20 protein-coding genes are annotated in these 25156 nt (G+C 69.3%); 16 read left to right on the top strand and 4 right to left on the bottom strand.

Annotation, left to right across the window (positions count from 1 at the left end; genetic code table 11):
* Window positions 1–6: 6 nt before the first annotated feature.
* On the bottom strand, window positions 7–1224 hold the full coding sequence (locus ASF68_RS05845) for a branched-chain amino acid ABC transporter permease (RefSeq protein WP_056011452.1): 1218 nt from the start codon (window positions 1222–1224) through the stop codon (window positions 7–9).
* A gap of 315 nt (window positions 1225–1539) precedes the next feature.
* Here ASF68_RS05845 and guaB point away from each other — a divergent pair, with 315 nt between their 5' ends.
* The 8 genes from guaB to guaA all read left to right on the top strand — a co-directional run bounded on the left by guaB (window position 1540) and on the right by guaA (window position 11065).
* Window positions 1540–3042: an IMP dehydrogenase gene (guaB, locus tag ASF68_RS05840; RefSeq protein ID WP_056008033.1), complete on the top strand. Its 1503-nt coding sequence runs from the start codon at window positions 1540–1542 to the stop codon at window positions 3040–3042.
* Between the two features lie 85 nt (window positions 3043–3127).
* On the top strand, window positions 3128–4246 hold the full coding sequence (locus ASF68_RS05835; protein ID WP_056008030.1) for a GuaB3 family IMP dehydrogenase-related protein: 1119 nt from the start codon (window positions 3128–3130) through the stop codon (window positions 4244–4246).
* A 139-nt stretch (window positions 4247–4385) separates the two neighbouring features.
* Window positions 4386–6119 (top strand): glycerol-3-phosphate dehydrogenase/oxidase, encoded by a 1734-nt coding sequence (locus ASF68_RS05830; protein WP_056011449.1) that lies wholly within the window; start codon window positions 4386–4388, stop codon window positions 6117–6119.
* A gap of 109 nt (window positions 6120–6228) precedes the next feature.
* On the top strand, window positions 6229–6756 hold the full coding sequence (locus ASF68_RS05825) for a cation:proton antiporter regulatory subunit (protein WP_056008027.1): 528 nt from the start codon (window positions 6229–6231) through the stop codon (window positions 6754–6756).
* Window positions 6757–6758: 2 nt separating this feature from the next.
* Window positions 6759–8144: a cation:proton antiporter gene (locus ASF68_RS05820; RefSeq protein WP_056008024.1), complete on the top strand. Its 1386-nt coding sequence runs from the start codon at window positions 6759–6761 to the stop codon at window positions 8142–8144.
* A 64-nt stretch (window positions 8145–8208) separates the two neighbouring features.
* Window positions 8209–8985 (top strand): SURF1 family protein, encoded by a 777-nt coding sequence (locus ASF68_RS05815; RefSeq protein WP_082498502.1) that lies wholly within the window; start codon window positions 8209–8211, stop codon window positions 8983–8985.
* Window positions 8986–9023: 38 nt separating this feature from the next.
* Complete coding sequence (locus ASF68_RS05810; protein ID WP_056008018.1) at window positions 9024–9467, top strand: DUF3817 domain-containing protein; 444 nt, start codon at window positions 9024–9026, stop codon at window positions 9465–9467.
* On the top strand, window positions 9464–11065 hold the full coding sequence (guaA, locus tag ASF68_RS05805; RefSeq protein ID WP_056008015.1) for a glutamine-hydrolyzing GMP synthase: 1602 nt from the start codon (window positions 9464–9466) through the stop codon (window positions 11063–11065). Before ASF68_RS05810 ends, guaA begins: the two co-directional genes overlap by 4 nt.
* Before the next feature lie 121 nt (window positions 11066–11186).
* Here the strand turns inward: guaA and ASF68_RS05800 are convergent, their stop codons facing one another.
* A complete protein-coding gene (locus ASF68_RS05800; RefSeq protein ID WP_056008012.1) occupies window positions 11187–12044 on the bottom strand; it encodes a Bax inhibitor-1/YccA family protein in 858 nt (285 codons plus the stop codon).
* Between the two features lie 194 nt (window positions 12045–12238).
* On the opposite strand from ASF68_RS05800, the gene ASF68_RS05795 reads away from it, so the two are divergent.
* The 3 genes from ASF68_RS05795 to ASF68_RS05785 all read left to right on the top strand — a co-directional run bounded on the left by ASF68_RS05795 (window position 12239) and on the right by ASF68_RS05785 (window position 16880).
* A complete protein-coding gene (locus ASF68_RS05795; RefSeq protein ID WP_157580406.1) occupies window positions 12239–13276 on the top strand; it encodes a glycerophosphodiester phosphodiesterase family protein in 1038 nt (345 codons plus the stop codon).
* A 57-nt stretch (window positions 13277–13333) separates the two neighbouring features.
* Entirely contained in the window at window positions 13334–15802 is a 2469-nt protein-coding gene (locus ASF68_RS05790) for an ATP-dependent helicase (RefSeq protein WP_056008009.1), read from the top strand.
* Between the two features lie 73 nt (window positions 15803–15875).
* Complete coding sequence (locus ASF68_RS05785; RefSeq protein WP_056008006.1) at window positions 15876–16880, top strand: SseB family protein; 1005 nt, start codon at window positions 15876–15878, stop codon at window positions 16878–16880.
* On the opposite strand, the gene ASF68_RS05780 is transcribed toward ASF68_RS05785, so the two are convergent.
* Together ASF68_RS05780 and ASF68_RS05775 are read right to left on the bottom strand one after the other, a co-directional pair.
* On the bottom strand, window positions 16807–18384 hold the full coding sequence (locus tag ASF68_RS05780; protein ID WP_157580217.1) for a hypothetical protein: 1578 nt from the start codon (window positions 18382–18384) through the stop codon (window positions 16807–16809). The genes ASF68_RS05785 and ASF68_RS05780 overlap by 74 nt on opposite strands.
* 95 nt (window positions 18385–18479) lie before the next feature.
* Window positions 18480–19280 (bottom strand): oxygenase MpaB family protein, encoded by an 801-nt coding sequence (locus ASF68_RS05775; RefSeq protein WP_056008000.1) that lies wholly within the window; start codon window positions 19278–19280, stop codon window positions 18480–18482.
* 160 nt (window positions 19281–19440) lie between these two features.
* On the opposite strand from ASF68_RS05775, the gene sucC reads away from it, so the two are divergent.
* The 5 genes from sucC (at window position 19441) to purH (ending at window position 25153) form a co-directional block, all read left to right on the top strand.
* Window positions 19441–20604, top strand: a complete 1164-nt coding sequence (gene sucC, locus ASF68_RS05770; RefSeq protein ID WP_056007997.1) for an ADP-forming succinate--CoA ligase subunit beta — start codon at window positions 19441–19443, stop codon at window positions 20602–20604.
* A gap of 14 nt (window positions 20605–20618) precedes the next feature.
* Entirely contained in the window at window positions 20619–21509 is an 891-nt protein-coding gene (gene sucD / locus ASF68_RS05765; RefSeq protein WP_056007994.1) for a succinate--CoA ligase subunit alpha, read from the top strand.
* 126 nt (window positions 21510–21635) lie between these two features.
* Window positions 21636–22913 (top strand): DUF6350 family protein, encoded by a 1278-nt coding sequence (locus ASF68_RS05760; protein WP_056007991.1) that lies wholly within the window; start codon window positions 21636–21638, stop codon window positions 22911–22913.
* 9 nt (window positions 22914–22922) lie between these two features.
* Window positions 22923–23549: a phosphoribosylglycinamide formyltransferase gene (gene purN / locus ASF68_RS05755; RefSeq protein ID WP_056007988.1), complete on the top strand. Its 627-nt coding sequence runs from the start codon at window positions 22923–22925 to the stop codon at window positions 23547–23549.
* A complete protein-coding gene (gene purH, locus ASF68_RS05750; RefSeq protein ID WP_056007985.1) occupies window positions 23546–25153 on the top strand; it encodes a bifunctional phosphoribosylaminoimidazolecarboxamide formyltransferase/IMP cyclohydrolase in 1608 nt (535 codons plus the stop codon). Before purN ends, purH begins: the two co-directional genes overlap by 4 nt.
* The last annotated feature ends 3 nt before the right edge of the window (window positions 25154–25156 follow it).

Genomic DNA, 25156 nt, shown 5'->3' with positions numbered 1-25156 from the left:
GTGCCCCTAACCGATTCTCTCGCGACGTCCGAGGATGCCCTGCGGTCTCACGAGGAGCACCGCGATGAGCACCACGAGGGCGCCGACGTACTTGATGTCAGACGGGATCCAGAGCGTCGAGACTTCGACGAGGATGCCGATGATGAGGGCGCCGACCATGGCGCCGAAGGCGGTTCCGAGCCCGCCGAGGGTGATGGCCGCGAAGATGAGGAGGAGGAGCTGCGCTCCCATGTCCCACTTGATGCCGGGTCGGAAGTACGCCCACAGGATGCCGGAGAGGCCGGCGAGGGTGGCTGCGAGGATCCAGACGATACGGACCACGCGGTCGACGTCGATACCGCTCGCCGCTGCGAGGCTCGGGTTGTCCGAGATCGCTCGCGTCGCCTTGCCGGTCTTCGTCTTGATGAGCCACCAGGCCACGCCGAGGAGGACCACGACGCTCACGGCCATGCTGATCATGTCGGTCACGCTGAGCGACACCGTGCCGAACAGCTTGATGTTCTCCTCTCCGGAGCCGGGCAGCTGGAAGGTGCCGCCGCCGACGAAGTAGAGGAAGACGTAGCGGAGCGCCAGCGACAGGCCGATCGAGACGATCATCACCTGCACGATGCCGACGCCCTTGCGTCTCAAGGGTCTCCAGATGCCGGCATCGAGCGCGAAGCCGAAGGCGGCGCTCAACGCGAGGGCGATGATGATGGCCAGCCAGATGGGCCACTGCAGGAACACCCCGAAGACGAGCGCCATGATCGCGCCGAACGTCACCATCTCCGCGTGGGCGAAGTTGCTGAGGCCGGTGGTGCCGAACACGAGCGACGCTCCGATGGCCGCCAGGGCGAGCATGAGTCCGAAGTTCAGCCCGTTGACGAGCCGTTCGGCGAGCTGATCCCAGAAGCTGACGGTGACGCGTTCGCCCTCACCGAGGAAGAAGTTCACGGACTTCGATTGGGTGAGGCCGAACTCGGCCTCGATGGTCGCGCCGCCTTCGGCGACGATGACGCCCTTCGGGAGGGTCTCCTCGTCGAGGGTGACCTTGTACGTACCTTTCTCGGGGACGCCGATCTTCCACTTGCCGTCGGCATCGGTGTCGACGTCGGCCTTGTAGCCGTTGCCGTCGACCGTGATGTTCACGCCGTCGAGTGGTTTGTCGTCGTACTTGACGTTCCCAGCGAAGTAGAAGTCGTACTCCTCACCCACTTCGTCGGCATGAGCCGGGACGGCGCTCATGACGGACGTGAGGGTGATCGCCCCGAACAGCAAGGCGATGAGGAGCACGAATCTCCGTGCCAGTCTCGGGTTTCGGGTTGTTCCAGCGAACTTCACTGCACCTCCAGTGCCAGCCCACATTCGTGGACCGTTCTCCTGCGTCGGACAACGCTGTTCGACGATAGAACCTGATTATTGCCTACATGTTTCGCCCGTGCGTATTTCTGCGCATGGTTTTGTCGGGATCGTGGAATAGGGGTACGCCCTGCTCGGTTACGATGGTGATACCGGCAGGTCTGCGTTGCTCCGGTGTGTTCGTGGCTATGAGAGGGATAAATGGACCAGCCTGATCCGTTCGGATTCGTAGGACTCACGTATGACGATGTGCTGCTGCTCCCCGGGCACACCGACGTCATCCCGAGCGAGGCGGAGACCTCGTCCCGATTGACGAAGCGGATCACGGTGAACACGCCGCTGCTGTCGAGTGCGATGGACACCGTCACCGAGGCACGCATGGCGATCGCGATGGCTCGCGAGGGCGGCATCGGGATCCTGCATCGGAACCTCTCGATCACCGACCAGGCCGAGCAGGTCGACCGCGTCAAGCGGAGCGAGTCGGGCATGATCACGAACCCGATCACGACGACCGCCGACGCCACCGTCGCCGAGGTCGACGAACTGTGCGGCCAGTTCCGCATCTCAGGGCTCCCCGTCGTCAACGGTGAGGGCGTGCTCGTCGGCATCATCACCAACCGCGACATGCGGTTCGTGTCGCCGTTCGAGAAGGCGACCACGCGGGTCAGCGAGGTCATGACGAGCACGGGCCTCGTCACGGCTCCCGTCGGCACCGACCGCAACGCGGTCATGGCGCTCCTCGCCCAGCACCGGATCGAGAAGCTGCCGCTCATCGACGAGGCGGGCAAGCTCAAGGGCCTCATCACCGTCAAGGACTTCGACAAGAGCGAGAAGTACCCGCTCGCCACGAAGGACGACTCCGGTCGGCTCCGCGTCGGCGCGGCCATCGGCTTCTTCGGTGACGCCTGGTCCCGTGCCGGTCAGCTGCTCGACGCCGGCGTCGACGTCATCGTGGTCGACACCGCCAACGGAGAGAGTGCCGGCGTGCTCGACATCATCCGCAAGCTCAAGGCCGACCCGGCGTTCGCCGGTGTCGACGTCATCGGCGGCAACGTCGCGACGCGGTCAGGCGCCCAGGCCCTCATCGAGGCGGGTGCCGACGCCATCAAGGTGGGCGTCGGTCCGGGCTCCATCTGCACCACCCGTGTCGTCGCCGGTGTTGGCGTGCCCCAGGTGACCGCGGTCTACGAGGCGTCGCTCGCAGCCCGCGAGGTGAACGTCCCGGTCATCGCCGACGGCGGCCTGCAGTACTCCGGCGACATCGCCAAGGCCCTCGTCGCCGGTGCCGACACGGTCATGCTCGGTTCGCTCCTCGCGGGCACCGACGAGAGCCCCGGCGACCTCGTGTTCGTGGGCGGCAAGCAGTTCAAGAACTACCGGGGCATGGGTTCGCTCGGTGCCATGCAGACGCGTGGCGAGAAGACGTCCTACTCCAAGGACCGCTACTTCCAGGCCGACGTCCCGAGCGACGACAAGCTGATCCCCGAGGGCATCGAGGGCCAGGTGCCCTACCGCGGACCGGTCTCGGCCGTCGCGTACCAGCTCATCGGCGGGCTGCGTCAGTCGATGTTCTACGTCGGTGCACGCAACATCGGTGAGCTCAAGGCGAAGGGCAAGTTCGTCCGCATCACCTCCGCCGGTCTCAAGGAGTCGCACCCGCACGACGTGCAGATCGTCGTCGAGGCGCCGAACTACCGCAAGTGACCCCAGCGTGACCTCGACGGTCCGGCAGGCGCCCGCCTGCCGGACCGTCGTCGTCGTAGGCGACCGATAGGCTGGTCTGGTGAGCATGGATATTGAGATCGGCCGGTCAAAGCGCGCCCGGCGCGCGTTCGCCTTCGACGACATCGCCGTCGTCCCGTCGCGGCGGACCCGCGACCCGCAGGACGTCTCGGTGTCGTGGTCCATCGACGCCTACCAGTTCGAGATCCCCGTGCTCGCGGCACCCATGGACTCCGTCGTCTCACCGAAGACCGCGATCATGATGGGCCAGTTGGGCGGAGTCGGCGTCCTCGACCTCGAGGGCCTCTGGACCCGGTACGAGGACCCGGAGCCGCTCCTCGCCGAGATCCGCTCGCTGCCCGTCGGTCGCGCGACCGCTCGCATGCAGGAGATCTACGCCGAGCCCATCAAGCCCGAACTCGTGACCGCTCGCCTGGCCGAGATCCGCGCCGCCGGCGTGACCGTCGCAGCGGCCTTGTCGCCGCAGCGCACGCAGGAGCTCTACGAGACCGTCGTCGCCGCGGGCGTCGACCTCTTCGTGATCCGCGGCACGACCGTGTCCGCCGAGCACGTCTCCAAGAACCAGGAGCCGCTCAACCTCAAGAAGTTCATCTACGAACTCGACGTCCCGGTCATCGTCGGCGGTGCGGCCACCTACACGGCGGCGCTGCACCTCATGCGGACCGGTGCGGCCGGCGTACTCGTCGGCTTCGGCGGCGGCGCGGCCTCCACCACGCGAGCCTCGCTCGGGATCCACGCACCCATGGCGACCGCGGTGGCCGACGTGGCGGGCGCTCGCCGTGACTACCTCGACGAGTCGGGTGGCCGGTACGTCCACGTCATCGCCGACGGCGGTCTCGGTACCTCCGGCGACATCGTCAAGGCCGTCGCTATGGGTGCCGACGCCGTCATGCTCGGCACCGCACTCGCCCGCGCGACCGACGCCCCGGGTGGCGGCTGGCACTGGGGCGCCGAGGCGCACCACCTGCAGCTGCCGCGCGGTCGTCGCGTCGAGGTCGGAACCGTCGCCACGCTCGAGGAGATCCTGTACGGGCCGTCGCCGAAGTCGGACGGCACCGCCAACCTCATCGGTGCGCTCCGTCGCTCGATGGCCACCACCGGCTACTCGGACCTCAAGGAGTTCCAGCGCGTCGAGGTCGTCGTCGCGCCGTACCAGGGCAACTGACGCTTGCGGGAGCCCACGGGTTCCCGCAAGCGGTTGTCGGCTCGGAAGCTCGGCGCTAGCCTCGGAAGCAGAGCCTCGCGGACGAGCTCCTGCAGTGCAGGACCGTCGCGAGGGCGGTTCCAGCGAGCGGAGTTCGACGATGGCCACCACGCCCAACAACGTGTCCCGATCCACCAAGCTGGGGATGGAGGAACGCGACGCCGCGATCGAAGCGCTGAAGAGCAAAGAGCTGGACATCCTCGTCGTCGGCGGCGGCATCGTCGGCACGGGAGCGGCGCTCGACGCGGTCACCCGCGGTCTGAGCACCGGCCTGCTCGAGGCCCGCGACTGGGCGAGCGGCACCTCCAGCCGTTCCTCCAAGCTCGTGCACGGCGGTATCCGCTACCTCGAGCAGCTCGACTTCCGGCTCGTCCGCGAGGCCCTCATCGAACGTGGGCTGCTGTTGCAGCGCATCGCTCCGCACCTCGTGAAGCCCGTCCGCTTCCTGTACCCGCTCAACAAGCCGGTGTTCGAGCGGTTGTACATCGGCGCCGGCATGCTCCTGTACGACCTCTTCAGCTGGACGGGTGGCCGTCCGCCGGGCGTCCCGCACCACCGACACCTGTCGAAGCGCCAGGTGCTGAGCTCCATCCCGAGCCTGAAGTCTGACGCCTTCGTCGGTGGCCTGACCTACTACGACGCCCAGGTCGACGACGCGCGCTACGTCGCCTCCCTCGCTCGGACGGCCTCCGCCTACGGCGCGCACGTGGCCAGCCGGGTGCGTGTCGAGGGGTTCATCAAGGTCGGCCAGCGGGTCGTCGGCGTGAAGGCGCACGACCTCCAGACCGACGAACGGTTCGAGATCCGGGCCAAGCAGGTCGTGAACGCGACGGGTGTGTGGACCGACGACACCCAGTCGATGGTGGGGGAGCGCGGCCAGTTCAAGGTGCGCGCTTCGAAGGGCATCCACCTCGTCGTGCCCCGCGACCGGTTCCAGTCGAGCATGGGTCTCCTGCTGCGCACGGAGAAGAGCGTCCTCTTCGTCATCCCCTGGGGCCGCCACTGGCTCATCGGCACGACCGACACCGACTGGCATCTCGACAAGGCCCACCCCGCGGCGACGGCCGCGGACATCGACTACCTGCTGGAGCGCGTGAACACCGTCCTCGCCGTCCCACTCACCCGCGAGGACGTCGAGGGGGTCTTCGCCGGGCTCCGTCCCCTGCTCGCGGGGGAGTCGGAGCAGACTTCGAAGCTGTCGCGCGAGCACCTCGTCGCCCACTCGGTGCCGGGTCTCGTCGTGATCGCCGGTGGCAAGTGGACCACGTACCGGGTGATGGCGAAGGACGCGATCGACGCCGCCGTCGACGCCCTGGACGGGAAGATCCCGGCCAGCGCGACGGAGAACATCGCGCTGCTCGGTGCCGAGGGTTACCAGGCCGCGTGGAACAAGCGCGGCAAGATCGCTCGCGCGTTCGGCGTCCACACCGCACGGATCGAGCACCTGTTGAACCGCTACGGCGTGCTCACCGACGAGCTGCTCGACCTCCTCAAAGAGGACCCGACGCTCGCCGAGCCGCTCCCCGGAGCCGACGACTACATCGGCGCCGAGGTCGTCTACGCGGCGTCCCACGAGGGTGCCCTCCACCTCGACGACGTCCTCGCTCGCCGGACACGGATCTCCATCGAGGCCTGGGACCGCGGTGTGTCGGCGGCTCCGGTCGCGGCCAAGCTCATGGGAGGCGTCCTCGGGTGGGACGAGGAACGGATCGCCAAGGAGGTCTCGTACTACCTCGAGCGCGTCACCGCCGAGCGGGCGTCCCAGGAACAGCCGAACGACGAGGCCGCCGACCGCGTGCGGCTCGAGGCCCCGGACATCGTCCCGGGGGCCTGACCCTCCGGTGATCGCCCGCAGCGCAACCGCTGCGGGCCCCTCGGGCGAGCGACGCAGGCGCGGCGGATAGACTAGGAGGACTGCCACAACAAGCCTGAGGAGTACAGCCATGGTGGATGTTCGGCGGGTCAAACTTCCCGGAGTGGGTGTGCTGCACACCTTCGTCACGGACGACGGCGGCAAGGTCGGGGTCATCGCCCACCGTTCCGGCCACAGCGACCTCATCACCTTCGCCGACCACGAGGACGGCGCAGACGCCGGCAAGGTGTCGCTCCGGCTCAACGAAGACGAGGCGCACACTCTGGCGGAGCTGCTCGGTGGCACGCAGATCACCGAATCGCTGAGCGCACTCGACCAGATCCCTGGGCTCAGCATCGACTGGTTCACGGTCGACTACGAGGACCACATCGCCGGACAGCCGCTCGGCAACCCCGCCGAGAAGGGCATGGTCGGCCTCACGGTCGTGGCCGTCGTCCGAGGCGATTCCGCGAACCCGGCCCCCGCGGCCGACTTCCGGGTGTTCCCGGGCGACACCCTCGTCGTGGCCGGTAGCCCGGAGAAGGTCGCCAAGGCCTTCGCCTACTTCCGTTCCGGCGCCGTCAAGAAGGTCGCCGTCGACGCCCCGCCCGGAGGGTAGGGATGCTGCACGCCGCGACCGACAACCCCCACCTCGGCCAGGATCTCCTCATCCTCGGCGTCCTGTTCGTCATCGCCTACATCCTCGGCCGTCTCGGCAAGCTCATCGGGCTCCCGTCGATCCCCGTCTACATGCTCGTCGGTCTCCTCGCGAGTCCGTACACGGGCTGGTTCCCCTTGGACTTCGCGAGCGCGCAGATCGAACTGATCGCGGTGTTCGGCCTGGTCCTGCTGCTGTTCAACCTCGGTCTGGAGTTCGACCAGGACGAGTTCTTCGGCAACGCCGGGAAGCTGATCGTGTCCGGCGGGTCGTACATCCTCGTCAACATGGCCGCCGGCCTCGTCTTCGGGTTCCTCGTCGGGTGGGGGACCCGTGAAGCGCTCATCATCGCCGGGATCACCGCCACCAGCTCCAGTGCCATCGTCACGAAGCTGCTCATCGAGCTCAAGCGACTGACGAACGACGAGACACCGATGATCCTCGGCGTCACCGTCGTCGAGGACATCTTCATCGCCATCTACCTCGCGATCGTCGGCGTGGTCCTGAGCGGCGAGACGGAGGTGTGGCCGGTCATCGGCAAGCTCGCGATCGCGTTCACGTTCATCCTCGTGATGTTCACGATCGCCAGGTTCGGCGGTCGCTTCGTCTCGCGGTTGTTCCGCACGAAGGACGACGAGCTCTTCACCATCCTGTTCTTCGGCCTCGCGGTGGCCTTCGGCGGCATCGGCGAGATCCTCGGGGTCACCGACGCGATCGGCGCCTTCCTCATCGGTCTGGTGCTCGGTGCGACCCGATTCCGCAACAAGATCGAGCAGATCGCGATCCCGCTCCGCGACGTCTTCGGCGCCTTCTTCTTCCTGAACTTCGGTCTCGCGCTCGACGCGACGAAGTTCGGCAGCGTCCTCGTCCCGGTGCTGCTCGCCGTCCTGATGACGGTGGTGCTCAACGTGATCGCCGGGCAGTTCGTCGCCTGGCTGAACGGTCTCGGACCACAGGCGGGCATCAACGCGGCGGTGATCCTCCAGAACCGAGGGGAGTTCGCGCTCATCCTCGCGACCCTGTCCCTGAGTGCCGGGTTGAACCCCCTCATCCAGCCCTTCGCCGGGCTCTACGTGCTGATCATGGCGGTGATGGGTCCCATCGTGGCCGGCCGCTCCGAGCAGATCGGCGCGTTCATCCTCAGGCCGCGTCGCCGCAAGCCGAAGCGCGTCGACCACCCCGACGGCCCCGACCGCACGGAGGACGAGGCGATCGCCCTCGTCGTGGGGACGGCCGACGACCCGGACGACAGCGCGCCCGACACCGATCAGGCGGCCATCGACCGACTCGTCGAACAGGCGATGAACGACCAGGAACCACCAGCACGAAAGCGAGAGCCCGATTACTAGCCCCGCCCCGTCGGCACCAGTCCCGACCGACCACGGTCAGGCCCGTCCGACGCTCCGCTCCGTCATGCTGCGTCCTCGGTGGATCGGCGTGCTCGTCCTCTGCCTGGCCGTCGCCGGCGCGTTCGCGGCCCTTGGCCAGTGGCAGCTGGCCCGTGCCATCGAATCCGGACAGGTCGTCCCGAGCGAGACCGAATCGGTTCGGCCGCTCGCGGACGTCCTCGAGCCCGGGGTCGGGATCCGAGAGGTCGACGCCGGACAGCGGATCAGCGTGACGGGCACCTGGGTGCCGGGGGACTACCTCGTCGTCGGCGACCGGGTGAACGACGGCGTGCTCGGCTACTGGGTCACCGGGCACCTCGCGACCGATGGGCCGGATGCGGCGGGCCTCGCGGTGGCGGTCGGCTGGACGAAGGACCGACAGGTCGCCGACCGGGTCGCGGACGCACTCAATGCCGACGCTCCGAGCGGTGTCGTCGAACTCGAGGGGCGGTTGAACCCGCCGGAGGGACCGGAGGAGCCCGCGTCCGACGCGGCGCCGACCGACCTCGACAACATGTCGGTCGCGGCCCTGCTGAACCGGTGGTCCGATGCGGACGGCCTGCGGGTGTTCACCGCGTTCCTGGTGGACGACGACGCCGCAGCGGGCCTCGAGACCATCTCGTCGCCGGCGCCCAGCCAGGAGATCCAGCTCAACTGGCTGAACATCTTCTACGCGGCCGAGTGGGTCGTGTTCGCCTGCTTCGCCGTCTTCCTCTGGTACCGCCTCGCCAAGGACGCCTGGGAGCGCGAGATCGAGGAGCTCGAGGACGCCGAGGAACAGGCGTCGCAGCCCACCGCGTGATGTCCGGAGCCCCGATGGCCGCGGCTAAGATGGAGGGCATGCCCCTCCAGCCGAAACCGTCGACGTTTCCCGCGATCCGAGGCGCGCTGAAGTTCTACCAGGTGGCCGCGCCGATCACCGGCGTGCTGCTGCTGTCGCTCTGCGCCGAGATGCTCATGAAGTACGCGTTCGGCCTCGAGCTCGAGCTCGGTGGCGCCTACGGCTTCCTCGCCTTCGTCCCGTCCGGGACCGCCACCGCGGTCAACCTGAGCACGGGCATCCTCATCATCCACGGCTGGTTCTACGTCGTGTACCTGTTCGCCGCGTTCCGGCTCTGGAGCCTCATGCGGTGGAACGTCCTGCGTCTGCTCTGGCTCGCGCTCGGCGGCATCATCCCGTTCCTGTCCTTCTTCTTCGAGAGCCGCATCCCGCGTGAAGTGAAGGGCTACCTCTCCGGTCGCGAAACAGCGGCGGCCGCCGAACCCGTGGAGTCCATGCAGTGAGTGAACCGACCCCCGCCGTCGCGGAGCAGACCGCCGCCCGACCAGTCCTGGTCGTCGACTTCGGCGCACAGTACGCCCAGCTGATCGCCCGACGCGTCCGCGAGGCCGGCGTGTACTCCGAGATCGTGCCGCACACCGTGAGCGCTGCCGAGGTTGCCGCCAAGAACCCTGTCGGCATCGTGCTGTCCGGTGGCCCGTCGAGCGTCTACGAGCCGGGTGCTCCGTCGCTCGACGAAGGCATCCTCGAGCTCGGTGTCCCCACCTTCGGCATCTGCTACGGCTTCCAGGTCATGGCCAAGCAGCTCGGTGGCGAGGTCGCGCACACCGGTCTCCGCGAGTACGGCGCCACCGACGCGACGAGCGTCGTGGACGTCCCGGGCACGCTGCTGCACGGCGTCCCGACCGAGCAGAACGTGTGGATGAGCCACGGCGACTCCGTCTCGAAGGCGCCGGAGGGCTTCGAGGTCCTCGCCTCGACCGCCTCGACCCCGGTCGCGGCGTTCGCCAACGCCGAGCGCGGGCTCTACGGGGTCCAGTGGCACCCGGAGGTCAAGCACTCCGCCTACGGGCAGCAGGTGCTCGAGAACTTCCTGCACCGGGCGGCGGGCATCCCCGCCGACTGGAACAGCGGCAACGTGATCGCCGAGCAGGTCGAGCGCATCCGTGCGCAGGTCGGCGACGCCAAGGTCATCTGCGGGCTGTCCGGCGGTGTCGACTCCGCGGTCGCCGCTGCGCTCGTGCACGAGGCCGTCGGCGACCAGCTCGTCTGCATCTTCGTCGACCACGGACTCCTCCGCAAGGACGAGCGTCGCCAGGTCGAGGAGGACTTCGTCGCCTCGACCGGCGTCCGACTGGTCACGGTCGACGCCCGCGAGCAGTTCCTGTCGGCACTCGCCGGGGTGAGCGACCCGGAGCAGAAGCGCAAGATCATCGGTCGCGAGTTCATCCGTTCCTTCGAACAGGCCGAGATCGACCTCGTCAAGGAGGCCCAGGACGAAGGGGAGCCCATCCGCTTCCTCGTGCAGGGCACGCTGTACCCGGACGTGGTCGAGTCCGGTGGCGGGTCGGGAACGGCCAACATCAAGAGCCACCACAACGTCGGCGGCTTGCCGGAAGACCTGCAGTTCGAGCTCGTCGAGCCCCTCCGCACCCTGTTCAAGGACGAGGTGCGCGCGATCGGCCGCGAGCTGGGACTGCCCGAGGCGATCGTCGGTCGTCAGCCGTTCCCCGGCCCGGGGCTCGGCATCCGCATCGTCGGTGAGGTCACGGCCGAGCGCCTCGACCTCCTCCGCGACGCCGACGCGATCGCCCGCGAGGAACTCACCGCGGCCGGCCTCGACCAGGAGATCTGGCAGTGCCCCGTCGTCCTCCTCGCAGACGTCCGGTCCGTGGGCGTCCAGGGCGACGGTCGCACCTATGGCCACCCCATCGTCCTCCGCCCGGTGTCCTCGGAAGACGCGATGACCGCCGACTGGACGCGCCTGCCATACGACGTCCTCGCGCGCATCAGCAACCGCATCACCAACGAGGTGAAGGACGTGAACCGCGTCGTGCTCGACGTCACGTCGAAGCCGCCGGGGACCATCGAGTGGGAGTGATCACTCCCTGATCCTCCGGAAGGCCGTCCCGTCTCGGGGCGGCCTTCCGTCGTCTGGCGGCCCGGTGGCACGACGAAGGCCCGCCCCACGGATGGGACGGGCCTTCGGTGGAACCGGGCTGCTAGTTGCGCGAGATGGCGAGCAGGCGCAGGATCTCGACGTAGATCCAGATGACCGTGACCATGATGCCGAAGGCGCCGGTCCAGCCGTACTTGGCGGGTGCGCGGTTCTGCACGCCGCGCTGGATGAAGTCGAAGTCGAGCACGAGCGAGTACGCACCCATCAGCACCGCGAAGATGCCGATGACGATCCCGAGCGGGATACCGAAGATCGTCGCGCCGTACAGCCCGAAGGGGTTGTTGAGGACACCGGTGAACATCAGTACCAGGTTGAGGAGCTGGAAGACGCCGTAGCCGATGATGGCGACGAGGAACACCTTCGTGAGCTTCTTCGAGGCGCGGACCTTGCCGCTCGCGAAGAGGGCGAGGGTCACGCCGACGACGGCGAGGGTCGCGAGGACCGCCTGGACGACGACGCCGGACCAGGCCGGGTTCGCCTCGAAGACGCGCGAGATGCCACCGACGAAGAGTCCCTGGAAGACCGCGTACCCGAGGATGAGCGCGGGGACCGGCTCCTTCTTGAAGGAGTTGACGAGACCGAGGCCGAGGCCGCCGATCATGCCGATGATCATGGGGAGGGCGTAGCCGCTGCCTGCCTGAAGGAGCGAGGTCGTCCACATCCAGGAGATGACGGCGAACACGACGAGGACGGCGAACGAGCCGAGGGTCTTGACGAGCGTGTTCTCGATCGTCATGCGGTCGGCGGTGCCGACGCCCGCCGGTGCGGTGGGCTGTTCGTACATCTTCTGGAGCTGTTCGGCGGTCAGCGAGGGGTTCGCTGCTTGAGCTGCCTGCAGCGTCCCGCCTCCCTGCTTCGCGAATGCCGGGTTCTTCGAGAACGCGGGATTGTCGAGGGCCATGGCTGATTCCTACTCTCAGTCGTGGAGGCTGTGTCGCGCCAAGCGGCGCTGCTGGCACCCAGAGTATCCGAGTTCCCTTTGAAACAGCCGGATCGGGCCTGGAAAGGTCTGGACGCCGACGGATGTTCGCCGCCAGCTGACAGCCGGCACCCGGCCAGGCCGCCTGATCCTCGCCCTAGGCTGATCGCGTGCGCATCGACTCCTTGCCCAGCCCGCTCGTGATCGGACACCGTGGAGCGCCGGGGTATCGCCCGGAGCACACCGAGGCGTCCTACCGACTCGCCTTCGCCCTGGGCGCCGACGCCGTCGAACCCGACCTCGTCGCGTCGAAGGACGGCGTGCTCGTGGTGCGCCACGAGAACGAGATCTCGGGGACGACGGACGTCGCTTCGAGGCCGGACTTCGCCGATCGGCGGACCACGAAGACCATCGACGGCGATCAGCTGACCGGGTGGTTCACGGAGGACTTCACCTGGGCCGAACTGTCGACGCTGACCGCCCGGGAGCGCATCCCCGCGCTGCGTCCTGGCAGTGCCGACCACGACGGGACGTCGCCCATCCTCCGGTTCACCGATCTCGTCGCCATCGTCCGCGACGCCGCCCGAGAGCACGGGCGCCCGCTCGGGATCGTTGCTGAGGTGAAGCACGCGACCCATTTCGCGTCCGTCGGGCTGCCACTCGACCGGTTGCTCGCCGACGCCCTCGCCATGACCGGCTTCGGCGCGGACGCCGCCGCCGAACCGCTCATCGTCGAATCGTTCGAGCAGTCCGTGCTCACGGCCGTGCAGCGGCGTGACGTGCGAGCGGAGTTCGTCTACCTCCTCGAACGGTCCGGCAGGCCGAGCGATCTGGTGGCGCGACTGGGGGAGGCCGCTCCCACGTACGCCGACGCCATGACCGACGCCGGGCTCGCGACGCTCGCGGGCGAGGTCGACGCCATCAGCGTCGACAAGGCACTGCTGATCGATCTGGACGCGGCCGGCGGCCCCTGCCCGACCGATCTCGTGCAGCGCGCACACGCGGCCGGCCTCCGGGTCTACACCTGGACGCTCCGACCGGAGAACCGCTTCCTCGCGCCGCCGTTCCGCTCGGGGGAGGACCCGGCCGCCTTCGGCGACTGGCGGGCGGAGTTCGCCCTGGTGCTCTCGACGGGCGTCGACGGGGTCTTCGTCGACCACGCCGACCTCGGTGCGGCCGCCCGCTCGGCCCTCCCTGCTCGGCGGGAGCACTGACGCCCCGGCGTCCGGGGCGGGCCGATGTCGGAGGCAGCGCCTAGACTTGCAGGCGATATGGCGAGCACTCCTTCTTCGAACGCCGACGCCGTCCAACCGGTGATCGTCGACTGGCCCACAGCGTCCATCCCCGGGACGCCCTCAGACGAGCATGCCGCCGGGAGTCGTCTCCTCGACGGACTCAATCCGCAGCAGCGGATCGCCGTCGAGTACCGGGGGCAGGCGCTGCTCATCGTCGCGGGCGCCGGCTCTGGCAAGACGAGCGTGCTCACGCGACGGATCGCCCTGCTGCTGGAGCAGCGCGAGGCCTGGCCCAGCCAGATCCTCGCCATCACCTTCACGAACAAGGCCGCAGCCGAGATGCGTGAGCGCGTCGAGGCGCTCGTCGGCCAGGCCGCCCAGGGGATGTGGATCTCGACCTTCCACTCCGCCTGCGTCCGCATCCTCCGTCGGGAGGCGGAACACTTCGGGTTCACGAAGAACTTCACGATCTACGACAGCGGCGACCAGCGCGCTCTGCTGAAGCGCATCATCAAGGAGCTCGAGGCCGACGCCTACGGGTTCACACCGTCGAACACCTCGGCCAAGATCTCGAAGCTGAAGAACGAGCTCTCCGACGTCGAGTCGTACTCGCGCACGATCAACACGAACGATCCGCAGGAACTCGTGTTCCTGCAGATCTTCCGCAAGTACACCCGGGCGCTCGCCGACGCGAACGCCTTCGACTTCGACGACCTCATCAGCCAGACCGTCTTCCTGTTCCGAGCGTTCCCGCACGTCGCCGCGCAGTACCAGCAGCGGTTCCGGCACATCCTCGTCGACGAGTACCAGGACACGAACCACGCCCAGTACTCGCTCATCCGCGAACTCACCCGTGCACCCGCCGCCGGCTCGGACCACCTGGCCATCGCGCAGGCGGACGGCGCCTCGCTCACGGTCGTCGGCGACTCGGACCAGTCCATCTACGCGTTCCGTGGCGCGGACATCCGGAACATCACCGAGTTCGAGCGGGACTTCCCGGGAGCGAAGGTCGTCCTCCTCGAGCAGAACTACCGCTCCACCCAGAACATCCTCTCGGCGGCGAACGCGGTCATCTCCAACAACTTCGACCGCAAGGACAAGAAGCTGTGGACGGCCGTGGGCGACGGCGAGAAGATCGTCGGGTTCACCGGCTACTCCGGGCACGACGAGGCGCAGTTCATCGCCGACGAGATCGAGAGGCTCCGGAACGGCGGCACGGCCTACAGCGACATCGCGGTCTTCTACCGCACCAACGCCCAGACCCGTGCGCTCGAGGAGATCTTCATCCGGGCGGCGCTGCCCTACCGGATCATGGGTGGCACCAAGTTCTACGAACGAGCGGAGATCAAGGACGCACTGGCGTACCTCGTCTCCGTCGCGAACCCCGCCGACATCATGGCGCTGCGGCGCATCCTCAACACCCCGAAGCGCGGCATCGGTCCGGCGACGGAGACTGCGCTCGCGAGCTTCGCCGAGAACAACGGCGTCACCTTCCGCGAGGCGATGCGGCGCGCCGACGCGCTCGGGCTCGGCCCGAAGGTCACGAGCGCGATCCTGCAGCTGTCCGCGCTGCTCGACGAGGCGCAGGCCGCGCTCGACGACGCCGCGGCGGCCGACCGCCCCACCGCGTCGGCGACCGCCGTCGGTGACGTCCTGGCCCTCCTCATGACGAAGAGCGGCTACCTCGACTCCCTGCGCAACAGCCGCGATCCGCAGGACGAGGCACGTGCCGAGAACGTCGACGAGCTCGTCGCCGTCACCAAGGAGTTCGCGAAGAACAACCCGGACGGCGGCATCGTGGACTTCCTCACCGAGGTCTCGCTCGTCGCCGCCGCCGACGACCTCGACGACGCGACCGGAAGCGTCTCCCTCATGACGCTCCACACGGCGAAGGGGTTGGAGTACGACGCGGTCTTCCTGACCGGCATCGAGGAGGACCTGCTCCCGCACCGGATGTCGGCGAGTGAACCCGGCGGCCCGGCGGAGGAGCGTCGTCTGTTCTACGTCGGCATCACCCGCGCCAGGAAGCGTCTCTACCTGTCGCTCGCGATGACCAGGGCCCAATACGGCGAGACCGCCGTCGCGATGCCCAGTCGCTACCTCCAGGAGATCCCGGCCGACCTCATCGAGTGGCGGCAGTCGCCAGGCAACGTCAACGGCCGCGGTGGAACGCAGTCGCGCGCGCTCAATGCGCGCCGCGCCCCGTCGAGCGACCGCTGGTCGGTCCGGTCCCTGCCCGAGGGGGCGTCCGCCGGCGACACCCGGTTCTCCGGCGGGTCGAGCAAGCCGGAGACGGCCTGGGCGAACCGCATCACGGCGAAGGTCCGCGACAACGGCGACCTCGAACTCGCCCCCGGCGACCGGATCTCCCACGCGGACTTCGGCGTGGGGCGCGTGAACGCGGTCACGGGGGAGGGCGCGAAGCGCATCGCCCACGTACAGTTCGAGTCGGCCGGGGCGAAGAAGCTGCTGATCAAGATCGCCCCCATCGAGAAGGTGGAGTGAGCACGGCGGTGCCCTCCGTCCTCCCTCCCGTTCGGGTTCCCCGGGCGGGATGGAGCCTCTAGGCTGATGCACCATGGGTCTGTTCTCCAAGCGCAACGCGTCCGATGCCCGATCCGCAGCTGCGGAAGCCGAGACCTCGGCTCCTGAGGCCGAGGCGGCTCCCGAAGCCGCGGCCCCGGAAGCTGTTCCGCACGTCTCCATCTCGGTGACGACGGTCAACTCCGCCGCTCGGACCCCGGAGGCCCCCGTGTCGGTGCCGTCCACTCCGGCCGCGGCCCCCGCTCCGACGGCTCCCGCCGGCGAACCGGACACGAACGTGGACCTGGCCCAGGCGCTCACCGCCTTGGCGGAGGGTGGCGACGAGCGCGCCATGATGCACGTGCTGCGGCAGAGCATCCAGGGCAAGCTGCTGCTCTCCACGAGCCTCGACGGTGTCTCGGAGGAGGACAAGGCCGCGGGCCGTGTCCCCCTCGGTGTCCACCGCGACGCCGAGGGCGCCGTGTACCTCCTCGCCTTCACCTCTGCTCGTGAGCTCGAGAAGACGCGGACGGCAGACGGGCCCGTGACCGGGGTCGCGGTGGACGCGGTGTGGGCGCTGCGTCAGGCGTCCGGCGAAGGGTACGCCGGGATCGTCCTGAACCCGGCCGACGGCAAGGCGAGCGCCGTCGTCCCGAAGACGCTCATCGTGCGCCTGTTCGGGGACGGCCGCAACAACGACCCGGCGAAGCAGGCACTCGCCCAGCCTCGCGACGCCGACGCCCTCCAGCGACTGGTCGCGGCGCTCGCCGCGCACGGCGGCTTCGTCGCCGGACGAGCGGAGGTCGACGAGGACGGCAACCGCAAGACGATCGGCATCGCCGAGACCCGGCTCGGCGACCGCCGGCTCCTCGAGGTCTTCACCGCGCCGATCGAGATCGCGGCGCTCGGACGAGGCGACGACGCGTACCCCGTCACGGCCGCGGAACTCGCAGCAGCGCTCCGCAGCGACGAAGGCATCACCGGGATCATCGTGAACCCGGCTGCACCGTGGCTGGACGTCGACCGCGCTCAGCTCGCGCCGCTCCTCGACGTCCGCTGACGTCACCGGCGGTCCGGGCCGGCGTCGAACGGCGCCGGAGTGCGACGAGCGCGCCGCCGAGGCCGAGGGCGAGCGTGGCCACCGTCGCGGCGAGGATGAGCGACCGGTGGTCGGTGCCGGTCTCGGCGAGACGGTGCTCGGTGATCTCCGAGACGGGCGGTGAGACGACCCGCGTGGTCTCGGCGGCGACACCGAACGCCGACCGCCAGGGGCGGATCATGGCGCCACCCTGCTCCGGAGCCGTGTCGGTCGGTTCGATCCGTTCGACCCAGACGTAGTAGCCGTCCTCGGGGACGATGCAGGACGGCGTGGTGTAGTCGCCGGGGCCCGCGTCGACGACGGTCTCCACCTCGCAGACGAGGGGAGCGCCGAGCGGCGCCTCGGGTGCTTCGACCGGCTGCTCGCCGAACGGCCCGAGCAGCTGGCTCCGGACGGTCACCGGGATGGGCGCGTAGGGCCCACCCTCCGGACCGAAGACGCCCCACTCCGAGGAGAGCCCTGCGTCCGTCGCGATCCCGACCGACAGGTGGTCGACGATCTCGGTTCCGGGTGCGGCGGTGGCGTGCGAGGTGGTCGTGACGACGACCGGCTGGAACGGCAGGGGCGTGGTCCGCTCGCGGTCCGCGCTCGCCTCGGCGGTGACGGTGATCGGACGAGCGACGAGGACGCTCTGCACGTGGTCGGCGCTGCGGGCGATGGTCATGCCGTTGCCGTAGGGCAGTTCGCCGTAGCCGACGGTCGCCGAGAAGGAGACGACGGCCGAGTCGGTGCTCGGCACGATCCGGTGGCCTTCACCGTTCCCGACGGTCTTGACCGAGGTGCCGTCCTCGAAGGTGGCGCCGTCGAGCGTGATCGTCCCGGTGTGGGTCCCCGGCGGCAGGGTGGTCGTCCCGGACGAGACGAAATCGACGGCCAGCTCGGAACGCACCACGTCGAAGCCGTCCTCGCCTCGGTCGAGGTACAGCTCGGCGCTCGCACCGCGACTCGCGCCGCCCGGGCCGTCCGCCTCGGCCAGCATCCGGTGCGCGAGCGCCAGCACGTACTCGGCGCTCGCGCCGGCCCGAGAGGCGATCTGCGCCGGCGTGTAGCCGTTCATACCGGTGATCATCCAGGTGGCGAGTTGGCCGGCAGCCGCCTCGTCGGCGTTCTGGCTCGCTCCCCAGTGTCGGGACAGGTAGGCGAGGCGAGCGGCGTCCTCGGGCGTGAACCAGCCGAGCGAGTCCCCGTCGACGTATTCGTAGCTGTGGCCAGGGGGGATCGGGAGGTCGAGGTTGATGCAGAACCCGACCGTGCCGTCGTCGAACGCCCAGGATCCGAGCCAACGGCCGTCCGAGGCCGCTCGGTGGCCGTAGGCGGCGCCGGTCGCGGCGAGAGCCGAGGCAGCGGTCGCGCCGCCGAACACGATCGTCAGCAGCATCGTGAGGAGGATCGGGACGGCCAGCAGGAATCGGGAGCGGGGTCTGCGGGGCAGACGGGTTCGGAGGGGGAGGGCAGGAGTTGTCATGTGCCCATGGTGGGAAACGGCCGTACCCGGTGTTGTCGACCGGGCGCCGGATGTGGAGGCGACGCGTTCGGGTGCGTCCTGTGGAGCAGTCTGCGTCAGCGGGAGGCGACGGCCAGCTCGGCCTGTTCACGCGCTCGCATCGTCCGGAGGTACCAGGTCGAGGGAGCCGCCCTGGCCCACCTCGGCAAGCGGGGCCAGACGAGCCTGGCGACCCGCAACCTCCGGTCGAACCGGCGCTGCTGGACCGGGGTCCAGCGGAAGCCGTAGGCGGTTCGGAGCATGGGCGGCAGGAGCCCGGCCGTGACGAGGCGGACGAGCGGGAGCAGTGCGCGCACCAGGGGAGGTGCCGCCCGAGCGGTCAAGAGCTGGACGGACACGGCGCGGGCCTCGGGGGTCACGTGGAGGTCCGCGAGCCGTGCCTGGAAGTACTCGTCGAAGGCCGCGCGGGTGGCCGGCCACCGCTCGGCGGGGAGCTGCAGGCTCGTCCCGACGATCGCGTACTCACGGTGCAACCGCTCGCGTGATCCGTCGTCGAGCGGGCCGAAGACGAGCTCGTACACCTGGACCGCGGTGTCGTACAGCGTGGCCGCCACCCAGAGTTGTGCGTCGGCGTCGAAGGCCGAGTAGGCGGGTGCCGGGTCGTCCTCCGACGACCGGACCGGCGCATGTGCCCGGTTCACGCGACGTGCGACGAGGCGCTGTTCCTCGGGGGTCCCGAGCGCGAGCGCGTAGACGAAGGTGAGTGTCGCGTGCAGCCGGTCGAGGGGACGCGCGTCGAAGTCGCTGTGACGCGCCACCCCGGCGCCGACCGCCGGATCGGCGATCTGCAACAGGATGGCGCGGCCCGCACCGGCGACGAGGATGCCCTCGCGGGCCAGGTCCGCCATCCCGGTCATGGAACCGACCCTAGTCGTTCACGGTGAACGTCCGGCTGCGGACGAGCGCTGGGGGTAGAGTCGTCACTGGCCCTTTTTCTCTCGCCGCCGAGATAACGCGCGGCCGAAAATCGCCACGACAATCACAGCAGAACGCGCGAAGCGCGGATGGGAATGACACGTGGATCTTTACGAGTATCAGGCACGAGACCTGTTCGAACAGTACGAGGTTCCGGTCCTCGCCGGCATCATCGCCGACACCCCGGACGAGGTGCGGGCAGCGGCCGAGCGTCTCGGCGGCGTCGTCGTCGTCAAGGCTCAGGTGAAGGTCGGAGGCCGCGGCAAGGCCGGCGGCGTCAAGGTCGCCAAGACCCCCGACGAGGCGTACGAGGCGGCCAAGGCCATCCTCGGTCTCGACATCAAGGGCCACGTCGTCAAGCGCGTCATGGTCGCAGCCGGTGCGCGGATCGCGCAGGAGTTCTACTTCTCCGTGCTGCTCGACCGCGCCAACCGGTCCTACCTGTCGCTCACCAGCGTCGAGGGTGGCATGGAGATCGAGCAGCTCGCGGTCGAGAAGCCCGAGGCGCTCGCGCGCATCGAGGTCGACCCGCTGACGGGCGTCGACAAGGCTGCGGCGGTCGCGATCGCGAAGGCCGCGAACTTCCCCGAGGAGCTCGTCGACCAGGTCTCCGACGTCTTCGTGAAGCTCTACGACGTCTACAAGGGTGAGGACGCGACGCTCGTCGAGGTCAACCCGCTCGTCCTCACGGAAGAGGGCCGCATCGTCGCCCTCGACGGCAAGGTGTCGCTCGACGAGAACGCCGCGTTCCGTCACCCGAACCACGCCGCCCTCGAGGACACCGCCGCCGAGGACCCCCTGGAACTCAAGGCCAAGGAGAACGACCTCAACTACGTCAAGCTCGACGGTGAGGTCGGCATCATCGGCAACGGTGCGGGCCTCGTCATGTCCACGCTCGACGTCGTCGCCTACGCGGGCGAGCAGCACGGCGGCGTGAAGCCGGCCAACTTCCTCGACATCGGCGGTGGAGCATCGGCCGAGGTCATGGCCGCCGGCCTCGACGTCATCCTCGGTGACGCGCAGGTCAGGAGCGTGTTCGTGAACGTGTTCGGTGGCATCACCGCGTGCGACGCGGTCGCGAACGGCATCGTGAAGGCGCTCGAGATCCTCGGCGACACCGCGACCAAGCCGCTCGTGGTCCGCCTCGACGGCAACAAGGTCGAGGAAGGCCGCGAGATCCTCCGCGCAGCCGCCCACCCGCTCATCACGCTCGCCGCAACCATGGACGAAGGCGCCGACAAGGCCGCCGAGCTGGCTTCGAAGTAAGGGATCGCACACGCATGTCAATCTTCCTCAACAAGGACTCCAAGGTCATCGTCCAGGGCATCACTGGCGGTGAGGGCACCAAGCACACGGCGCTCATGCTGAAGGCCGGCACCCAGGTCGTCGGTGGCGTCAACGCCCGCAAGGCCGGCACCACCGTGACCCACGACGGCGGCGTCGAGCTGCCCGTGTTCGGCACGGTCGCCGAGGCCATCGCCGAGACCGGCGCGGACGTGTCGATCGCCTTCGTGCCGCCGGCGTTCACCAAGGACGCGGTCATCGAGGCCATCGACGCCGAGATCCCGCTGCTCGTCATCATCACCGAGGGCGTGCCGGTCGGCGACTCCGCCGAGTTCTGGGCCTACGCCCAGTCCAAGGGCTCGAAGACCCGCATCATCGGCCCGAACTGCCCCGGCATCATCACGCCGGGCGAGTCGCTCGTCGGCATCACGCCGGCGAACATCGCGGGCAAGGGACCCATCGGCCTCGTGTCGAAGTCGGGCACCCTGACGTACCAGATGATGTACGAGCTGCGCGAGATCGGCTTCTCGACCGCGATCGGCATCGGCGGCGACCCGATCATCGGGACGACGCACATCGACGCGCTCGCCGCGTTCGAGGCCGACCCCGAGACCAAGGCGATCGTCATGATCGGCGAGATCGGCGGCGACGCCGAGGAGCGCGCGGCCGACTTCATCAAGGCGAACGTCACCAAGCCGGTCGTCGGTTACGTCGCGGGCTTCACCGCCCCGGAGGGCAAGACCATGGGCCACGCCGGCGCCATCGTCTCGGGCTCCGCAGGCACCGCGCAGGCGAAGAAGGAAGCCCTCGAGGCCGCCGGCGTCAAGGTCGGCAAGACGCCGAGCGAGACCGCCGACCTCATGCGCGAGATCATCGCCTCGCTGTAGCGACGCACGCACCACCAGCACCCACGACGCGGCGCCCGATCCGGGCGTCGCGTCGCGGCGTTCCAGGCCTCACCCGCCGTGTGCCTGACGTTCGGGGTGCACCGCGCCGGGTAGGGTCGGAGGCGCATGAAACGTCTGACCGTCGCCCTCCTCGCCGCCCTCGATGCCACGCTCGCCGTGGCCATCGGCATCGGTGTCGCACTCGTCCCCCTGCTCGCCCTGTGGGCGCTGTACTTCCAGCTCGAGGTCGATCCGGCCGCGCTGTGGCGCGGGGCGGTCGACATCTGGACGCTCGGCAACGGCTCGAGCATGCGCATCACCCTCGACACCGAACTCGTCACCCAGCTCGGGTTACCGCTCGGGATGGAACCCTTCCTCGTCTCGCTCGCACCGCTCGCCTTCACGATCGGCACGGTCCTGTTCGGGGTGCGCACGGGGACGCGCGCCGCCCGCAGCACCTGGTGGCAGGGCGCCGTCGTCGTGTCCGTGCTCGTGTTCGCGGTCCTGGCGTTCCTCGTGACCCTCACCGCCCTCCACCCGGCCGTCCGGCCGTCGATCGTCCAGGGCACACTCGCCCCGACCGTCCGGTTCGCGCTCGGCGTCGTCGTCGCCGCCCTGTGGGTGCGGTTCCGCGAGCAGGATGCGGCCGACCCGATCCTCGACGGCCTCCGCGCCACCCTCGACCGGCTGCCGGCCGGCGCGTGGCCGATGATCGTCACCTCGCTCCGAGGCGGGGCGCTCGCCGCGTCCGCGCTGCTCGCGGTGTCCGCCGTCCTGACGGCCGTCCTCATCGCCGCGGGCTACGGCGCCATCATCTCCCTGCACGAGAGCGCGCAGTACGGCGTCCTGGGTGGCGCGATCGTGACCGGCGCCGAGCTGTTGTACCTCCCGAACCTCGTCATCTGGGCGATGAGCTGGATCACCGGCGGCGGGTTCGCCATCGGCAGCGGGACGGCCGTGTCCCCGATCGGCACGCTCGTGGGCAGCATGCCGGCCGTCCCGGTGCTCGGCGCCATCCCGACGGGGGAGAGCCCGTTCGGGTTCGCGGTGCTCGTCGTCCCGGTCGTCATCGGCTTCGCCGCGGCGGTCGTGCTGCGACGGCGCCTGCTCGTCGACCTCGACGGGAGGGACGGCCTCGCACGACTGGCCGTCGTCGGCCTCGGCATCGGCGTCACGGCGGGAGTCGTCGTCGGCGTCCTCGCTGCGATCTCGGCGGGCGCCGCCGGCCCGGGCCGCCTCGTGGAGGTCGGTCCGAACGGGTGGGCCACAGGCCTGTGGACCACGCTGACCGTCGGGATCGCCGCGGTGATCGGCATGGCCGCCGGTCCGACGCATCTGGCCGAGGAGGACCGCCTCCCGGAGCTGCAGGTCCGCCCGAGCGTCCGGAACGCCCGCGACCGATAGGATGCTCTGGTGCTGTCACTCGTCGTGCTGATCTCCGGTGGCGGATCCAATCTCCGCGCCCTCCTCGAAGCTTCACGCGACGCGGACTTCCCCGCCCGGGTCGTCGCCGTCGGTGCCGATCGCGAGGCGGACGGCCTTGCCCACGCCGAGGAGTTCGGTATCCCCTCGTTCACCGTCCCGTACTCCTCGTTCGACTCCCGAGCGGAGTGGGGAGCGGCGCTCCTCGAGCAGATCCGCGTCTGGAGTCCTGACGTCCTCGTGCTCAGCGGGCTCATGCGCCTGCTCCCGCCGGTCGTCGTCGACGCCCTCTCACCTCGCATCATCAACACCCACCCCGCGTACCTGCCGGAGTTCCCGGGCGCCCACGGCGTCCGCGACGCGCTCGCCGCCGGCGCCACGCAGACGGGTGCGTCGATCATCGTCGTCGACAACGGTGTCGACGCGGGGCCCATCATCTCGCAGGAGCGCGTGCCGATCATGCCGGACGACACCGAGCACCGTCTGCACGAGCGCATCAAGCCCGTCGAGCGGCGACTGCTCGTCCAGGCCGTCCGCGACCTCGCCACCGGAACCATCGACCTCGAGGCGCTCTCCACGGCGTCCCGCCCGCCAGCAGAAGGAGCACCCCAGTCATGAGCGGTCCCAGTCACGACCACAGCCTCTACCGCGAACGCGACGTCGTCCCCGTGCGTCGTGCGCTCGTCTCCGTCAGCGACAAGACCGGTCTGCTCGAGCTCGCGGGTGCGCTCGCCGCCGCCGGGGTGGAGATCGTCTCGACCGGGTCGACGGCTGCCACCATCCGGAGTGCCGGGCACGAGGTGACCGACGTCTCGGACGTGACCGGGTTCCCCGAGTCGCTCGACGGCCGCGTCAAGACGCTCCACCCCTCGGTGCACGCCGGCCTGCTCGCCGACCTGCGGCTCGAGTCCCACGAGGCCCAGCTGGCGGAACTCGGCATCGAGGCGTTCCAGCTCGTCGTCGTGAACCTGTACCCCTTCGTCGAGACCGTCGCGAGCGGCGCGGTCGGCGACGACGTCGTCGAGCAGATCGACATCGGCGGACCGGCGATGGTGCGCGCGTCGGCGAAGAACCACGCGAACGTCGCCATCGTGGTCTCGCCCGAACGGTACGGACTGATCGTCGACGCGGTCGGAGCCGGCGGGACGACGCTGGCGCAGCGACGCTCCCTCGCCGCTGAGGCCTTCGAGCACACTGCCTCCTACGACGCAGCGGTCTCGGCCTGGTTCGCGAGCACGGGGACGACCGAGGGCGAGGCCTTCCCGAGCACCCTGACCGTCACCGGTCGTCGCGAGACGGTGCTGCGCTACGGCGAGAACTCGCACCAGGCCGCGGCCCTCTACGTCCGTCCCGGCGGCGCGGGCATCGCCCAGGCCACGCAGCTGCACGGCAAGGAGATGTCGTACAACAACTACGTCGACGCCGACGCTGCGGTCCGCGCCGCGTACGACTTCGCCAACCCGGCCGTCGCCATCATCAAGCACGCCAACCCCTGCGGGATCGCGTTCGCGAACCCGAAGGCGCCCGACCCGATCGCGTCCGCCCATCGTCGCGCACACGAGTGCGACCCGGTGTCGGCGTTCGGCGGGGTCATCGCCGCCAACCGTGTCGTCACGCTCGGCATGGCCGAGACGGTGAAGGAGATCTTCACCGAGGTACTCGTCGCCCCCGGTTTCGAGGACGCCGCGCTCGAGGTGTTGAAGACGAAGAAGAACCTGCGTCTGCTGCAGCTGCCCGACGGGTTCACGCGTGAAGCGCACGAGGTCCGTCAGATCTCCGGCGGCCTGCTGTACCAGGACGCCGATCGCTTCGCCGACGACCCCCAGGACACCGCCAAGGGCTGGACGCTCGTCACGGGTGAACCGGCGGACGACGACACCCTGCTCGACCTCATCTTCGCCTGGAAGGCGTGCCGTTCGGTGAAGTCGAACGGCATCCTGCTCGCCAAGGGCAGCGCGAGTGTCGGCGTGGGTATGGGCCAGGTCAACCGCGTCGACTCCTGCCACCTCGCCGTGAGCCGGGCGGGTGACCGCGCAGCGGGTTCCGTCGCCGCGTCGGACGCCTTCTTCCCCTTCGCCGACGGTCTGCAGGTCCTGCTCGACGCCGGTGTGCGGGCGGTCGTGCAGCCGGGCGGTTCCGTCCGTGACGAGGAGGTCATCGCCGCGGCGCAGGCAGCCGGCGTGACCATGTACTTCACGGGGGAACGTCACTTCTTCCACTAGACC

The sequence above is a fragment of the Plantibacter sp. Leaf314 genome, from assembly GCF_001423185.1.
In the GTDB taxonomy this organism is placed as follows: Bacteria; Actinomycetota; Actinomycetes; order Actinomycetales; family Microbacteriaceae; genus Plantibacter.
This window is presented reverse-complemented; position numbering and strand designations above follow the sequence as displayed.

What these genes read in the sequence shown, in the direction of transcription:
- sucD (WP_056007994.1), top strand. Translation starts at nt 20,619, where the DNA reads ATGTCAATCTTCCTCAACAAGGACTCCAAGGTCATCGTCCAGGGCATC.
- ASF68_RS05820 (WP_056008024.1), top strand. Translation starts at nt 6,759, where the DNA reads ATGCTGCACGCCGCGACCGACAACCCCCACCTCGGCCAGGATCTCCTC.
- ASF68_RS05825 (WP_056008027.1), top strand. Translation starts at nt 6,229, where the DNA reads ATGGTGGATGTTCGGCGGGTCAAACTTCCCGGAGTGGGTGTGCTGCAC.
- ASF68_RS05780 (WP_157580217.1), bottom strand. Translation starts at nt 18,384, where the DNA reads ATGACAACTCCTGCCCTCCCCCTCCGAACCCGTCTGCCCCGCAGACCC.
- ASF68_RS05785 (WP_056008006.1), top strand. Translation starts at nt 15,876, where the DNA reads ATGGGTCTGTTCTCCAAGCGCAACGCGTCCGATGCCCGATCCGCAGCT.
- ASF68_RS05815 (WP_082498502.1), top strand. Translation starts at nt 8,209, where the DNA reads ATGCTGCGTCCTCGGTGGATCGGCGTGCTCGTCCTCTGCCTGGCCGTC.
- ASF68_RS05835 (WP_056008030.1), top strand. Translation starts at nt 3,128, where the DNA reads ATGGATATTGAGATCGGCCGGTCAAAGCGCGCCCGGCGCGCGTTCGCC.
- purH (WP_056007985.1), top strand. Translation starts at nt 23,546, where the DNA reads ATGAGCGGTCCCAGTCACGACCACAGCCTCTACCGCGAACGCGACGTC.
- ASF68_RS05800 (WP_056008012.1), bottom strand. Translation starts at nt 12,044, where the DNA reads ATGGCCCTCGACAATCCCGCGTTCTCGAAGAACCCGGCATTCGCGAAG.
- guaB (WP_056008033.1), top strand. Translation starts at nt 1,540, where the DNA reads ATGGACCAGCCTGATCCGTTCGGATTCGTAGGACTCACGTATGACGAT.
- ASF68_RS05830 (WP_056011449.1), top strand. Translation starts at nt 4,386, where the DNA reads ATGGCCACCACGCCCAACAACGTGTCCCGATCCACCAAGCTGGGGATG.
- ASF68_RS05760 (WP_056007991.1), top strand. Translation starts at nt 21,636, where the DNA reads ATGAAACGTCTGACCGTCGCCCTCCTCGCCGCCCTCGATGCCACGCTC.
- ASF68_RS05790 (WP_056008009.1), top strand. Translation starts at nt 13,334, where the DNA reads ATGGCGAGCACTCCTTCTTCGAACGCCGACGCCGTCCAACCGGTGATC.
- ASF68_RS05845 (WP_056011452.1), bottom strand. Translation starts at nt 1,224, where the DNA reads ATGAGCGCCGTCCCGGCTCATGCCGACGAAGTGGGTGAGGAGTACGAC.
- ASF68_RS05775 (WP_056008000.1), bottom strand. Translation starts at nt 19,280, where the DNA reads ATGACCGGGATGGCGGACCTGGCCCGCGAGGGCATCCTCGTCGCCGGT.
- ASF68_RS05810 (WP_056008018.1), top strand. Translation starts at nt 9,024, where the DNA reads ATGCCCCTCCAGCCGAAACCGTCGACGTTTCCCGCGATCCGAGGCGCG.